Origin of the sequence: Mesorhizobium sp. M6A.T.Cr.TU.014.01.1.1 (assembly GCF_004022765.1) — a bacterium.
Classification (GTDB): domain Bacteria; phylum Pseudomonadota; class Alphaproteobacteria; order Rhizobiales; family Rhizobiaceae; genus Mesorhizobium; species Mesorhizobium mediterraneum.
In genome coordinates this window covers 1-14,216 of sequence record NZ_RZPG01000043.1, presented here as the reverse complement: position 1 = coordinate 14,216, position 14,216 = coordinate 1, and the positions used below count along the sequence as shown (strand labels likewise).

Here is a 14,216-nt window from a genome sequence, read left to right as displayed (position 1 = left end):
AACGTTCTAATCCCTGTGCGGGATTTGAGTCAATCGGGATTTTTTCCGAGCTAGAAAAACGGGAGCTTAGCGGGTGCAACCGGTGCTCTTCAAGGGTTTGTCGCTGCGATGCAGCATTTGGCGAGACCGAGATCGGGGACATAAAGGTTCTTGATTTATTGGAACGTTCCATTTATAGGCGCGACCAAGGGAGAGATATATGGACATTGCCTTGCCCGAAGAGGGCGGCCGCAGCACTCGCTACCGCCTTGTCGGCCAGCCGGCACAGCCGGTGATCGGCGCACGGTTTTCGCGCATCGCCTATGCCGCCGCCCATGTCGTTGCCGATCCCCTCGCGATGACCGATCCGTGGTCTCATCCCGCGGTCGACTGGGAGTGCACGATGGCATTCCGCCATCATCTGTGGCGTCTCGGCTTCCGTATCGCCGAGGCGATGGACACCTCGCAGCGCGGCATGGGTTTCGACTGGGCTAACGCTAGGGAATTGATCCGCCGCTCGATCGCCGAGGCGCGAACCGTCGAGGGCGCCGATCTCGCCTCAGGTGCCGGAACAGACCATCTGGCGCCAGGCGCCGCCAGGACGCTCGACGATGTCATCGCGGCCTATGAGGAGCAGTTCGGTTTCATCGAAGGCCTGGGCGGCAAGGCGATCATGATGGCCAGCCGCGCGCTGGCGACTGTCGCCAAGGGTCCCGACGATTATATCAGCGTCTATGACCGCATCCTGTCTCAGGCATCCGGCAAGGTCATCCTGCACTGGCTGGGCGACATGTTCGATCCGGCTCTGAAGGGTTATTGGGGCAGCCATGATTTCGAGACCGCGCTCGACACGGTGGTCGCCATCATCGAACGCCACGCCGGCAAGGTCGAGGGGATCAAGATATCACTGCTCGATGCCGACAAGGAAATCGCGCTCAGGAACCGGCTGCCGGAAGGGGTGATCATGTTCACCGGCGACGATTTCAATTATCCCGAATTGATCGCGGGCGATGGCGAAAGGCACTCGCACGCGCTGCTCGGCATTTTCGACGCCATCGCGCCGGTCGCCAATGCCGCGCTGGCGAAACTGGCCGACGGCGACCGCGCCGGCTATGACGCGATGATGGCGCCGACGGTACCTCTGTCGCGGAAAATCTTCGAGGCGCCGACCGAGTATTACAAGGCCGGTATCGTCCTCATGGCATGGCTGAACGGCCACCAGGAGCATTTTTCGATGGTCGGCGGCATGCAATCGGCGCGCGGCATTTGCCACTATGCCGATGTGTTCCGTCTTGCCGACCAGGCCGGATTGCTGGCCGACCCGGAGCTTGCCATCGCAAGAATGAAGAGCCTGTGTGCCGTGGCGGGCGTCTGATCGCCATCCCACTAGAAGAGTTCGCCCAAATCTCCGATTTGCCTTGTCTGGGCAAATCTGTATGCGGTATGCGTCCGACGCAGGCCCATCCGGCGCGCCGCCGCCAGATGGTCATAGCGGCCGTTTTCTGCATAGGGATACGCCAATGAGTTTCGACCTTCAGGGCAAGCGCGTTTTCGTGGCCGGGCATCGCGGCATGGTCGGCTCCGCCATATTGCGCAGGCTGGCGGGCGAGGACTGCGAGGTCCTGACCGCATCCCGCGATGAACTCGATCTTATGGACCAGGCCGGCGTGCGACGCTGGATGGCTGACCACAGGCCGGATGCGGTGGTGATGGCGGCGGCCAAGGTCGGCGGTATCCTGGCAAACGACAGGTTGCCGGTCGATTTTCTGCAGGACAATCTCATCATGCAGACCAATGTCATCGAGAGCGCCTTTCGCAACGAGGTGCAGAAACTGCTATTTCTCGGTTCGTCCTGCATCTACCCGAAGTTTGCGGCACAGCCGATCTCCGAGGATGCTTTGCTCACCGGTCCGCTCGAGCCCACCAACGAATGGTATGCGATCGCCAAGATCGCTGGACTGAAACTTTGCCAAGCCTATCGGCGCCAATATGGTGTCGAGTACATCTCGGCGATGCCGACCAACCTCTATGGCCCCGGCGACAATTTCGACCTCTCCACCAGCCATGTCGTGCCGGCCCTTATGCGCAAGGCGCACCAGGCCAAGCGCGCCGGCGACAAAACCCTCGAGGTCTGGGGATCGGGCACGCCGATGCGCGAATTCCTGCATGTCGACGACGCCGCCGACGCTCTGGTCTGGCTGCTGACAAACTATTCCGGCGACAGCCATGTCAATGTTGGCTCGGGCGAAGACATCACCATTGCCGAGCTGGCCCGCACCATGCTCTCCGTTGTCGGCGCCGATGCCGTGCTCACATTCGATGCGACCAAGCCGGACGGCACGCCGCGCAAGCTGATGGACGTGTCGCGTCTGTTTGCGACGGGCTGGCGCCCACAGTACTCGCTTCAGAGTGGATTGGAGCAGACCTATGCTTGGTTTCTCCGGCATATCGAGAAGGGCGATCTCCGCCTCGGCGCGGCCTGATCTCAATCGACGCTGATTGCCGCCGGAGATAACCGCCTAGGCGGCCCTGAAGCGCGTCGCAAGGCGCCCGGAAGCGAACGACCCTCGCGGACGTTCCAACTGTCCTTCAATTTTTCTTGTGAACCAATACGGGCCGAGAAGCGACCAAGCACTGCGTTTGCAAAGCGCGGACAATCTTGGAGAGCTTCTCATGTCTATTGCGATACGAAACATCTTTCTTGCTGTCGTTTCAGCTTCGGCGCTGGCGGGTTGTCAAACAACGGTGACGAGAGAGTGCGACAAGTTAAATTCGAAAACGGTCTACAGCGGCAAATGCTGCGGTGCAGGCGACGTGCCGTGCCGGGAAGGCAAGGGGGGAGGCAGGCCGGGAAATACGCCAGACCCAACACCACAATGATCCGATCCGATATCGCCCGTCCTGGTTCGAGCCGGGACGGCTTCCCAAGCTTCGGGCGCGCGCTCTCCGACCCGTTCATGGCTTCTCGCCGGCACTAAAGCGCGTCGCGTTTGAACGGATTCATGCGACGCGCTTTAAGTTCTTGTTTTTATGCATGTCGTTATCGCAAAACCGCTGCGCACTTTTGCGCGACATGCATTAGCCGGACGCGACGATCGGATTTGAACCCGAGGCGAAAGCGAAGCAGTTATGAGAGATGGACTGTAGTTCGGATGGTGGGCGTGACAGGGATTGAACCTGTGACCCCTGCAATGTCAATGCAGTGCTCTCCCGCTGAGCTACACGCCCATCCGAAGCCGCGCATACACCATTTTTGCTCCGGCGCGTCAATAGGAGGAGAAGGGAAAGAAAGGCACGCCTTGTCGCGCCGTTGAAGACACGCCGAAGCCTTGCCAAAATTGGCTCAGGCCGCCTGCAGCATCTTTTCGACCTCGTTGACGAGGTCGCGTAGATGGAACGGCTTCGAAAGCACCTTGGCGTCTTTCGGCGCCTTGGAATCCGGATTGAGCGCAACGGCGGCGAAGCCGGTGATGAACATGACCTTGAGGTCGGGATCGATCTCGGTGGCGCGGCGGGCGAGTTCTATGCCGTCCATCTCCGGCATGACGATATCGGTCAAGAGCAGTGAGAAGGGCTCTTCGCGCAGCCGCTCATAGGCGCTGGCGCCATTGTCGAAATCGCTGACCTGGTAGCCGGCACGCTCCAGCGCCTTGACGAGGAACCGGCGCATGTCGTCGTCGTCTTCCGCCAGTAGAATGCGTGCCATCTTATCCCGTCCGAATCACCCACCCGAGACTGCCGTGGGGCAGCCCGTTAACCATCCTGTATATGAGGAGGTGACGGTAAACATCAAGTGAACGATGAAGAGCCCAATCCGCATTTAACAAAGCGGTTCAGCCGCCGAAATGCTGGACATGCGGCCGGCGAGGTGGCACTTTCCAATCATGATGCATTGGTTTTTTTGGGTTCGTTCAAATTGAAAACGGCAGCCGAAGATTTTTCGGTCGTTCCAGCCTTCGAAATCCGGTCGGGCGCCGAACAGCGCGTCCCCTTCCTCTTCAACTCGCCGCATAGCGGCCGCCACTATCCGGACCGGTTCCTGGCCATGGCAAGGCTGGACCGAAACGCCATCCGCCGGTCCGAGGATTGCTACGTCGACGAATTGTTCGGTGGCGCCGTTGCGCTCGGCGCGCCGATGCTGGCGGCAAACTTCCCGCGCGCCTATCTCGACGTCAACCGGGAGCCTTGGGAACTCGACCCGCGCATGTTCGCCGAGCCCGTGCCGTCCTTCTGCAACATCCGCTCGGCGCGCGTGGCCGGCGGGCTTGGCACCGTGCCCAAGTTGGTGGGAGAGGGGCTCGACATCTATGCCGGCCGCTTGCCGCTGGCGGAAGCCGTCGCGCGCATCGAGGCTGTCTACAAGCCTTATCACGAGACGCTGAAACGGCTTCTGACCAGGACCCATGCACGGTTCGGCTTTGCCGTGCTGATCGATTGCCACTCGATGCCGGCGAGCATCAGGGTCGGTGACAGCGGTCTCAGGCCGGATTTTATCGTTGGCGATCGTTTCGGCATGTCTGCCTCGGCAGCGTTGACCGAGACGGCGATCGGCCTGCTCATCGGCATGGGCTATACCGTGGCCCATAACAAGCCTTACGCCGGAGGCTTCATCACCGAGCATTACGGCCGCCCCGTGCGCCATCTCCATGCACTGCAAATCGAGGTCAATCGCGGACTTTACATGAACGAGCGGACGTTCCAGAAATCCGCCGGCTTCGATGCGCTCGCCGACGATCTGGCGCAATTCTCGGCCGACCTGATGGCGATGCCCGATCACGATTTTATCGATCTGCCGCTTGCCGCCGAATGATGCCAAAAATCGGAATCGATTTTTGCAAAGGATTCTGCGCCAAATAAAGAGATCTTGTGCCAGATAAAGGCGTCAGTGTGCGGGTCGGGAAAGGCGCGTGTGCGCTGGATGCCGCGCTGAAAAAAAGACCGCATCGTTTGCACGACACGGTCGAAGTCTAGGGAGGAAACGCCCAAGGAGGGCATGGACAGGAAAACCTGTCCGAGAACAAATCTATTGTGCGCTGCACAAATGTCAAGCCGCCGAAAGGCGTTTTTAATTCACTGTGATGTGGAAATCGTATTTCGAGGGCGCCAGCGTTGCATTCGAGCAACAGTCGTCGATGCGCAAAAATCTTCGCACGCCCTTGTTTTGGCGGAAAACCACAGGCAAACGACGGTTCCAGCACGCTGCAACGCGGGAGAATCAGTTGGACATCAGCATCGATTTCATGCGGCGCATTGCGCTTGCCGCCGCAGCCGAAACCTTGCCGCGCTTCCGCAGCCAGGGCGCGGTCGCCAACAAGGAGCAAGGCAGCTTCGACCCGGTCACCGAGGCCGACCGCGAGGCTGAGCGAGTCATCCGGGCGCTGATATCAGCGGAATATCCCGATCATGGCATCCTCGGCGAGGAGCATGGCAGCGAGAACATTTCCAGCAGGCATATCTGGGTGATCGATCCGATCGACGGGACGCGCGCCTTCATTTCCGGCCTGCCGGTGTGGGGAACGCTGGTCGGGCTGACGGTCGATGGCGATGCCGTCGCCGGCATGATGTCGCAACCATTCACCGGCGAGCTTTTCTACGCCAACGCTTCCGGTGCTCATTATGAAGGTCCGGGCGGGCCGCGGAGGCTGACGACACGCAAGACGACAAGCCTTGCCGAGGCGACGCTGTTCACCACCACGCCGGCACTATTCAAGGGAGACGCGCGCCTGCGCTACGACCTCTTCGAAAAACGGGTCCAGCTCGCCCGCTACGGCACCGACTGCTATGCTTTCGCCATGGTCGCGGCGGGAAGCGTCGACATCGTCGCCGACCCCGGATTGAAACCCTACGATATCGTCGCGCTGATCCCGATCATCGAGAAGGCTGGTGGCGTCGTCACCACCTTCGAAGGCGGACCGGCGGAAGGTGGCGGCGACATCCTGGCTGCGGCAACGCCGGAGCTTCACGCCGCCGCGATGGCCGCGCTGCGTGGCTGAGCCAGCTGGGCAGTTGGCCATTGCGGCCCAAGGCGCCAAGGCTAGTCCAAGCTCCTGACAGGAGGATGTCAGGAACTCTCTGCTATGGAGATACTGTCACGGGAGGGGTTCACATGCCGACGCAATCAACAACCAGCCGTTCCGAAGATGCTCCGGCAGACGGCCGGGCCGACTTCGATTTCTTCTTCGGACGCTGGAACGTCAGCCATCGAAGGTTGCAGAAGCGCCTGCAAAGTGACACGAACTGGGACGTGTTTGGCGGGACATGCGAAGTGCACTCGATCCTTGGCGGCCTCGGCAATTTCGACGACAATGTCATTGAATTGCCCGGCGGCGCCTATCGCGCCGCCACGCTGCGGACGTTCGATCCTGCGGCGAGACAATGGTCGATCTGGTGGATCGACGGCCGCAATCCGGCGACCATCGATATCCCGATGCGCGGCACCTTCGATGCAGGCGTCGGCACATTCCTGTGCGAAGACGTATTCGACGGCCGCCCGATCCAGGTTCGTTTCCTCTGGTCGCGGATCACTGAAAACTCGGCGCGCTGGGAGCAGGCTTTTTCACCGGATGGTGGTAAGAACTGGGAGACCAACTGGATCATGGATTTCGCTCGCCAGGCGTAAAGCCAAGAGACGCGGCGTTCCAATCAGGCCGCGTCGTCGCTTCCCGGGATGAAGGCATCGAAGGCGGCAAGGAACTGCTCGCGATAGAAGTCGGCTTCCTGCAATATTTCATGGCGCGCGCCATCGATCACCAGCAGCGAACCGAGGCGCAGACGTTGGGTGTAGGTTTCCACCGCCTTGGTCGAGACGACTTGGTCGGCGCCAGCGGCGATCACCAGCAAGGGAACCTGGATCCTGGCGATGAAGTCGGGATCGCTGATGGCCTCGGACGCCTCCGCCGCCGCTTTCAGCCAGCGGATCGTCGGGCCGCCGAGCGCCAGTTGCGGGTAGGTCTCGTAGATAAGCGTGTTGCGCCGATACCGCTCCGGATCTGATGTCACCATGTTGGCGGCAAAGGGTATGGTTTTCCTGGGCCGCGGACCCCAGGCGGCATAAAGCTTGCCAAGGCCCAGCAGACAGAACAGCGAGCAGACACGGCGAACGGTGGTTATCGAAACCGGCAGGTCGGGCACGGTTAGGAATGGGGCGATCAGCACCATGCGCCGTACGCGATTCACCATTGACGGCGCAGCAAGCAGCGTGATCACCGCCCCAGCCGAATGGGCCAATATGTAGTACGGCCCCCGGCAGTCGGGCAGCACGATCTCCTCGAAGAACTGTTCCAGGTCGCTGGTATAGTCGAAGAAGGTGCGGACATAGCCGCGCTCGCGGTCGCCGATCAGCCGGTCGGACCCGCCCTGGCCGCGCCAGTCGAGGGTGGCAATGCCGAAGCCGCGGTCGGCAAGATTGCGGATGGTCTCGAAATATTTTTCGATGCACTCGTTGCGGCCGGTCAGAACGACCACGGTGCCCTTCATCGGGCGCGCAACGGCGGGAAAGAGGCCATAGCGGATATTCTTGCCGTCGCGCGTTGTGAAGAAACCACCTACCGCATTTTCCGGCAGCGGATTGCCCGGAATTTCGCGGAAGTGGGGAATTTCGTTGAAGAGGTCCATTCGGCGCTGCGTTTGTGAGTCGCTGCCTGCATGGCGCAAGCTTTGGTAGGCATAGACGCCCATGCATCAAAAGCAAAGGAATTCTGGACGCGTTGGAAGGGCTGAACGGGGCAGCCAGCGAGTGAGGCCGGAAGCAGCTTGCGGCGTGCTTCCGGCCTCTGTCGATCCGGGAGGAAGGGACGTTACACCCGGTCGGCCTCGTTGCGGCACCTCGCGCACAACCCCGAAAATCGGACCCGATTTTCGCTGGGGATCATGCGCAATCAAAGTGTTACAGCGTGCTTTGCGTGTCCGAGAGGACGCGCGGCGCCGTAACCGCCGCCTGTTCCTTGATCCTGGAAGCAGTCTAGCGCCGCCTAGCTGAACGTCCGCCGAAGCCCCGGTTCATCTGCCGTTCATCGAGAAATCTTGAAATGCTTTCACGTGTTCCCCAAATGTCTGTTGCGGCCGCCAATGTCGGGGCCGCTGGCCTATCCGGAACGCCGATACGGGTTTCGCACCGGCCATACGCAAACCTTGTTGCTCAACAGGAGAACACACTATGCGTCACGTTGATTTTTCCCCGCTCTATCGTTCGACCGTCGGTTTCGACCGGCTGTTCACGATGCTCGATTCGCTTGCGCAGCCTGAAAGCGCGCAGACCTACCCGCCCTACAATATCGAGCGCACGGCTGAGGATTCCTACCGCATCTCGATGGCCGTCGCCGGCTTCTCGGACGACGAGCTCTCGATCGAAGCTCACCGCAATGTGCTGACCGTCAAGGGTGAGCGCAAGGAAGAGGGCAATGGCGAAGGCTCCGAACTGCTCTATCGCGGTATCGCCAGCCGGGCCTTTGAGCGCCGCTTCCAGCTTGCCGACCATGTTGAAGTCGTCGGCGCCTCGCTGAAGAACGGCCTGCTCTTCGTCGACCTCAAGCGAAACATTCCCGAGGAGCTGAAGCCCCGCAAGATCGCGATCACCGCGTCTTCGACCAAGGCCAAGCAGATCGAAGCCAAGACCGCCGCGTAGCTGCGTCACACATACGATCTCAGGGACGGAGGGCGGCGCTTGGCGCCGCCCTTTTTCGTTGGTGAATGAGGTCCCCGTTATCCAGCAATTAGCCGGCCAAAGCGGTCGACCTCTTCGGCCGTGGTCGCAAAGCTGGTGACGAAACGGTAGAGCGCCTCGTCCTCGCCGATATGACCGTCGAAGTCATGCGGCTTGTGCCAATCGTAGAAAGCGGCGCCGGCCATTTGTGCCCTTTCAGCCTCGGCCTTTTTCATCACCGCGAAAACCTCGTTCGCTTGCGGCAGCCAAGCCAGACGCGCCGACGGGGAGTCCTCGATCGCTGCCGCCAGGCGCGCTGCCTTGGCGTTGGCATGCAGGGCCGTGTCGAGCCACAGGCCGTCCTTGAAATAAGCTTCGAACTGCGCAGCGACGAAGCGCGATTTCGAGAACAATTGCGCCGCGCGTTTGCGCAGGAAGGCCAGTTCGCTGGCGCGGTCCAGATCGAACAGCACGACGGCCTCGGCGCACCAGCAGCCGTTCTTGGTGCCGCCGAAGGAGAGGATGTCGACGCCGCGCTTCCAGGTCATTTCCGCCGGCGACGTCTCCAGTGCGACCAGCGCATTGGCGAAGCGGGCGCCATCCATATGCAGCGGCAGGTTATGATGCTTGGCGATCGCTGAAATCCTGGCGATCTCGTTCAGCGTATAGATGGTGCCGACCTCGGTCGACTGGGTGATCGACACCGCCATCGGGCGCCCGGAATGGACGATTTCAGGCGCGAACCGGTTCACCGCTCTTTCCAGGCTGTTCGGATCGATCTTGCCCAGCGCGCCGTCGACGCCATAGAGCCGTGAGCCGCCTGTGAAGTATTCCGGCGCGCCGCATTCATCCTCGATGACATGCGATTCGCGATGGCAGAAGGAAATGCCACCTGATTTGTTGTAGGCGGTCAGCGACAGCGAATTGGCTGCGGTGCCGGTCGCAACGAAAAACACCGCGACCTCGCGCTCGAAGATTTCGCTGAAGCGCTGGTAGACGGCCTGGTCGAGGGCGCCGTCGCCATAGGCGGTGGAAAAACCGCCGGCATGGGCCGACAGGCCTGCGGCGATGCTGGGATGGGCGCCTGCCCAATTGTCGGAAGCGAAATTCATGCGTTTGCCTGTGCTGGGAAAATCCATGCAACCTTGGCCGCTTTCGCATCCTGCTCGCAAGTGCCAAGTGCCGGAAAACCGGTAAAGCCAGGGAGAGACGACGGTGGAGATAAACGACCGAAGGTTACGTGCTGATATGGCTATGCGTAATTTTCTGTCGTGGAATATCCAAGATTTTCATGAATCGGTCTTGTGCGCGTCCGGGATTTCTGTCATAAAAAATTTAGGACAGTAGTGCTGTCTTATTTTGCCGCACACATCTGGCTGGATTGGCGTATCATTGGGCCTCTCCGGCCGTTGCCGTGAGCGACAGGTAGACAGCCTGGCTCTGGCCTGTACGATTACCGGATGCGAACCAGGTCGCCTGGTTCGCAAGGATTTCGCAAGACGTGCCGCAAGGATGAAGGGGGAGCCAAGCGCTTCCCGACGCAAACCAGCGCCCTAAGGGCTGGGAATGGAGGACAGGATGATGACGGAAATGACGCCATCTGCGACGAACGGCCCGGCCGCGCAGACGAAAGCGCCAGCCGTCAAAAATCCGTCTCTGACCAATATCGGGCGAACCCATACCGGCTTTGCCGCGCAAGGCCTTTACGATCCGCGCAATGAACACGATGCCTGCGGCGTCGGCTTCATCGTCAACATGAAGGGCGTGAAGTCGCATCAGATCGTCAAAGACGGGCTCGCTGTGCTCGAGAACCTGACGCATCGCGGCGCCGTCGGCGCCGATCCGCTGATGGGCGACGGCGCCGGCGTGCTGGTGCAGCTTCCCGACCGCTTCTTCCGCGAGGAGATGGCCAGCCAAGGCGTCGAATTGCCCAAGCCCGGCCACTACGCCGTCGGCTATGTGTTCATGCCGCGCGATCCTGAGCTTCAGGCGCATATCGAAGGCATAATCGCCGAGGTGGCGCAGCTCGAAGGCCAGCCACTGCTCGGCTTTCGCGATGTGCCGGTCGACAATTCATCGCTGTCCAAGGCGCCGGATATCGCTGCTTCCGAACCGATCCAGCGGCAGGTGTTCCTGGGTCGCGGCGCCGAGATCGAGAGCGACGACGATTACGAGCGGCGGCTCTACATCCTGCGCAAGGTCATTTCCGGTCGGATCCATGAGGAGACCAAGGGCGTCGACAATGGCTTCTACGTCGTGTCGATGTCGTCGCGGACCATCGTCTATAAGGGCATGTTCCTGGCCTATCAGGTCGGCGCCTATTACAAGGACCTGACCGATCCGCGCTTCGAGACAGCGCTGATCCTGGTCCACCAACGTTTCTCGACCAACACCTTCCCGTCGTGGAAGCTGGCGCATCCCTATCGCATGGTCGCCCACAATGGCGAGATCAACACGCTGCGCGGCAACGTCAACTGGATGGCCGCGCGCCAGGCCTCGGTCGATTCCGAACTGTTCGGCAACGACATCTCCAAGCTTTGGCCGATCTCCTATGAGGGGCAGTCTGACACCGCCTGTTTCGACAATGCGCTCGAATTCCTGACTCAGGGCGGCTACTCGCTCGCCCATGCGATGATGATGCTGATCCCGGAAGCCTGGGCGGGCAACAAGTTGATGGATCAAGATCGCAAGGCTTTTTACGAATATCACGCCGCCCTGATGGAGCCGTGGGACGGGCCGGCGGCGGTAGCCTTCACCGACGGACGCCAGATCGGCGCCACACTCGATCGCAACGGGCTGCGCCCGGCGCGCTACATCGTCACCGACGACGATCGCGTCATCATGGCCTCGGAAGCCGGCGTCCTGCCGGTGCCGGAGGAAAGGATCGTGAAGAAGTGGCGGTTGCAGCCAGGCCGCATGCTTTTGATCGACCTGGAGAAGGGCCGCATCGTTTCCGACGAGGAGATCAAGTCGGAGATCGCAACCAGGCATCCCTACAAAAGCTGGCTCGCCAACACCCAGCTCATCCTCGAAGATCTGAAGCCGGTCGAGCCGCGCGCGCTGCGCAGGGACGTTTCGCTGCTCGACCGCCAGCAGGCGTTCGGCTACAGCCAGGAAGACACCAAGCTGTTGATGTCGCCGATGGCGACAACGGGCCAAGAAGCGGTCGGGTCGATGGGCACCGACACGCCGATTTCGGCGATGTCGGACAGATCGAAGCTGCTCTACACTTATTTCAAGCAGAACTTTGCCCAGGTCACCAATCCGCCGATCGACCCGATCCGCGAGGAGCTGGTGATGAGCCTGGTGTCCTTCATCGGGCCGAGGCCGAACATCTTCGACCTCGTCGGCAATTCGCGCCGCAAGCGGCTCGAAGTGCGCCAGCCGATCCTGACCAATGGCGATCTCGAGAAGATCCGCTCCATCGGCCACACCGAGGATCGCTTCGACACCAAGACGATCGACATCACCTATGCTTCGAGCGAAGGCGCGGCCGGCATGCAGGGCGCCATCGACCGGCTGTGCGAGCGCGCCGAGGCGGCGGTCGCCGGCGGCTATAACATCATCATCCTGTCCGACCGTCAGCTCGGGCCGGACCGTATCGCCATTCCGGCACTGCTGGCGACGGCGGCGGTGCACCACCACCTGATCCGCAAGGGGCTGCGTACCTCGGTCGGGCTCGTGGTCGAGTCCGGCGAACCGCGCGAGGTGCATCATTTCTGCTGCCTTGCCGGCTATGGCGCCGAGGCGATCAATCCTTACCTGGCTTTCGACACGTTGCTCGACATGCACAAGCGCGGCGAGCTGCCGGCGGAGGTCGACGCCTACGAAGTCGTCACCCGCTACATCAAGTCGATCGGCAAGGGCATTCTCAAGGTGATGTCCAAGATGGGCATTTCGACCTATCAGTCCTATTGCGGCGCGCAGATCTTCGACGCGATCGGACTGAAGTCGGATTTCGTGCAGAAGTATTTCACCGGCACCGCGACGCTGATCGAAGGCGTCGGGCTGGACGAGATCGCGGCCGAGACGGTCAGCCGCCATACCGACGGCTTCGGCAACGACCCGGTGCTGCGCAATAGCCTCGAAGTCGGCGGCGAATACATGTTCCGCATGCGCGGCGAAGCCCATATCTGGTCGCCCGATGCGGTCGCCACCTTGCAGCACGCCGTGCGCCAGGGCTCATGGGAGACGTTCAAGGACTATTCCGCCCAGATCGACAGCGAGACGGCGCGGGCGCAGAGCATTCGCGGCCTGTTCAAGATCAGGCTCGCCGAAGAAACCGGCCGCAAGAAGGTTTCGCTCGACGAGGTCATGCCGGCGGCCGACATCGTCAAGCGGTTCTCGACCGGAGCGATGTCCTTCGGCTCGATCTCCAGGGAAGCGCACACCACGCTGGCGCGCGCCATGAACACGATCGGCGGCAAGTCGAACACCGGCGAGGGCGGCGAAGAAGCCGACCGCTACCTGCCGCTGCCGGGCGGCGGCAAGAACCCGGAACGTTCGGCTATCAAGCAGGTCGCTTCCGGGCGGTTCGGCGTGACGGCGGAATATCTGGTCAACTCCGACATGATGCAGATCAAGGTCGCGCAAGGCGCAAAGCCGGGCGAGGGCGGTCAGCTGCCCGGCCACAAGGTCGATGCCACCATCGCCAAGGTCAGGCATTCGACGCCGGGCGTCGGCCTGATCTCGCCGCCGCCACATCACGACATCTACTCGATCGAGGATCTGGCGCAGCTCATCTACGACCTGAAGAACGTCAATCCGGCGGCGGATGTGTCGGTCAAGCTGGTGTCCGAAGTCGGCGTCGGCACGGTTGCGGCCGGCGTCGCCAAGGCGCGTGCCGATCATATCACCATATCGGGCTATGACGGTGGCACGGGTGCATCGCCGCTGACCTCGCTCAAGCATGCCGGCAGCCCGTGGGAAATGGGCCTTGCCGAGACGCACCAGACGCTGGTGCTCAACGGCCTCAGGTCGCGCGTCGCGCTGCAGGTCGATGGCGGCCTGCGCACCGGCCGCGACGTCGTCATCGGCGCGTTGCTCGGCGCCGACGAATTCGGCTTCTCGACCGCGCCGCTGATCGCGGCCGGCTGCATCATGATGCGCAAGTGCCATCTCAACACCTGCCCGGTCGGCGTCGCGACGCAGGACCCGGTGTTGCGCAAGCGCTTCAAGGGCACGCCGGAACATGTGATCAACTTCTTCTTCTATGTGGCGGAAGAGGTGCGGGCGCTGCTCGCCGAGATGGGCCACACCCATCTCGACCAGATCATCGGCGACACCGATCTTCTGGAAAAGCGCGCACTGATCCAGCACTGGAAGGCGCGCGGACTCGATTTCAGCAAGATGTTCTTCAAGCCCGATGCCCCGCACGAGGCGGTGCATTGGACCGAACGGCAGAAGCACCCAATCGACGATGTGCTCGACCGTAAGCTGATCGAACTCGCCAAGCCGGCACTGGACGCTAGGCAGCCGGTCAGCATCGAGCTGCCGATCCGCAATGTCGACCGTTCGACGGGTGCCATGCTGTCGGGCGAGGTGGCAAAGCGCTTCAAGCACAAGGGCCTGCGCGAGGACACGATCTCGGTGAAGC

The 14,216-nt window shown here is 61.4% G+C and carries 10 protein-coding genes and 1 tRNA gene; 7 read left to right on the top strand and 4 right to left on the bottom strand.

Annotated elements, in window-relative coordinates:
• Positions 1 to 199 precede the first annotated feature (199 nt).
• A complete protein-coding gene (locus EN885_RS31420) occupies positions 200 to 1,354 on the top strand; it encodes a dihydrodipicolinate synthase family protein (RefSeq protein ID WP_126105116.1) in 1,155 nt (384 codons plus the stop codon).
• A 145-nt stretch (positions 1,355 to 1,499) separates the two neighbouring features.
• Positions 1,500 to 2,462, top strand: coding sequence for a GDP-L-fucose synthase (locus EN885_RS31415; RefSeq protein WP_095484059.1), 963 nt, complete (start codon positions 1,500 to 1,502; stop codon positions 2,460 to 2,462).
• Positions 2,463 to 3,132: 670 nt separating this feature from the next.
• On the opposite strand, the gene EN885_RS31405 is transcribed toward EN885_RS31415, so the two are convergent.
• A tRNA-Val gene (locus EN885_RS31405) sits at positions 3,133 to 3,207 on the bottom strand.
• A 115-nt stretch (positions 3,208 to 3,322) separates the two neighbouring features.
• Entirely contained in the window at positions 3,323 to 3,685 is a 363-nt protein-coding gene (locus EN885_RS31400) for a response regulator (RefSeq protein WP_006199474.1), read from the bottom strand.
• A gap of 162 nt (positions 3,686 to 3,847) precedes the next feature.
• Here EN885_RS31400 and EN885_RS31395 point away from each other — a divergent pair, with 162 nt between their 5' ends.
• The 3 genes from EN885_RS31395 (at position 3,848) to EN885_RS31385 (ending at position 6,598) form a co-directional block, all read left to right on the top strand.
• Positions 3,848 to 4,789, top strand: coding sequence for an N-formylglutamate amidohydrolase (locus EN885_RS31395; RefSeq protein ID WP_095484227.1), 942 nt, complete (start codon positions 3,848 to 3,850; stop codon positions 4,787 to 4,789).
• 409 nt (positions 4,790 to 5,198) lie between these two features.
• Positions 5,199 to 5,972, top strand: a complete 774-nt coding sequence (gene hisN, locus EN885_RS31390; protein ID WP_126105118.1) for a histidinol-phosphatase — start codon at positions 5,199 to 5,201, stop codon at positions 5,970 to 5,972.
• 113 nt (positions 5,973 to 6,085) lie between these two features.
• A complete protein-coding gene (locus tag EN885_RS31385; RefSeq protein ID WP_126105119.1) occupies positions 6,086 to 6,598 on the top strand; it encodes a DUF1579 domain-containing protein in 513 nt (170 codons plus the stop codon).
• Positions 6,599 to 6,621: 23 nt separating this feature from the next.
• Here EN885_RS31385 and EN885_RS31380 read toward each other — a convergent pair whose 3' ends face one another.
• Positions 6,622 to 7,593, bottom strand: a complete 972-nt coding sequence (locus EN885_RS31380; protein ID WP_126105120.1) for an alpha/beta hydrolase — start codon at positions 7,591 to 7,593, stop codon at positions 6,622 to 6,624.
• A gap of 541 nt (positions 7,594 to 8,134) precedes the next feature.
• Between EN885_RS31380 and EN885_RS31375 the strand changes: the two genes are divergently transcribed.
• Positions 8,135 to 8,602 (top strand): Hsp20 family protein, encoded by a 468-nt coding sequence (locus EN885_RS31375; RefSeq protein ID WP_128244140.1) that lies wholly within the window; start codon positions 8,135 to 8,137, stop codon positions 8,600 to 8,602.
• A gap of 77 nt (positions 8,603 to 8,679) precedes the next feature.
• On the opposite strand, the gene EN885_RS31370 is transcribed toward EN885_RS31375, so the two are convergent.
• Positions 8,680 to 9,732, bottom strand: a complete 1,053-nt coding sequence (locus EN885_RS31370) for a low specificity L-threonine aldolase (protein ID WP_126105121.1) — start codon at positions 9,730 to 9,732, stop codon at positions 8,680 to 8,682.
• Between the two features lie 469 nt (positions 9,733 to 10,201).
• Here EN885_RS31370 and gltB point away from each other — a divergent pair.
• On the top strand, positions 10,202 to 14,216 hold a 4,015-nt coding region (gltB, locus tag EN885_RS31365; protein ID WP_128335250.1), incomplete at its 3' end, for a glutamate synthase large subunit.

What these genes read in the sequence shown, in the direction of transcription:
- EN885_RS31420 (WP_126105116.1), top strand. Translation starts at nt 200, where the DNA reads ATGGACATTGCCTTGCCCGAAGAGGGCGGCCGCAGCACTCGCTACCGC.
- EN885_RS31415 (WP_095484059.1), top strand. Translation starts at nt 1,500, where the DNA reads ATGAGTTTCGACCTTCAGGGCAAGCGCGTTTTCGTGGCCGGGCATCGC.
- EN885_RS31400 (WP_006199474.1), bottom strand. Translation starts at nt 3,685, where the DNA reads ATGGCACGCATTCTACTGGCGGAAGACGACGACGACATGCGCCGGTTC.
- EN885_RS31385 (WP_126105119.1), top strand. Translation starts at nt 6,086, where the DNA reads ATGCCGACGCAATCAACAACCAGCCGTTCCGAAGATGCTCCGGCAGAC.
- EN885_RS31380 (WP_126105120.1), bottom strand. Translation starts at nt 7,593, where the DNA reads ATGGACCTCTTCAACGAAATTCCCCACTTCCGCGAAATTCCGGGCAAT.
- EN885_RS31375 (WP_128244140.1), top strand. Translation starts at nt 8,135, where the DNA reads ATGCGTCACGTTGATTTTTCCCCGCTCTATCGTTCGACCGTCGGTTTC.
- EN885_RS31370 (WP_126105121.1), bottom strand. Translation starts at nt 9,732, where the DNA reads ATGAATTTCGCTTCCGACAATTGGGCAGGCGCCCATCCCAGCATCGCC.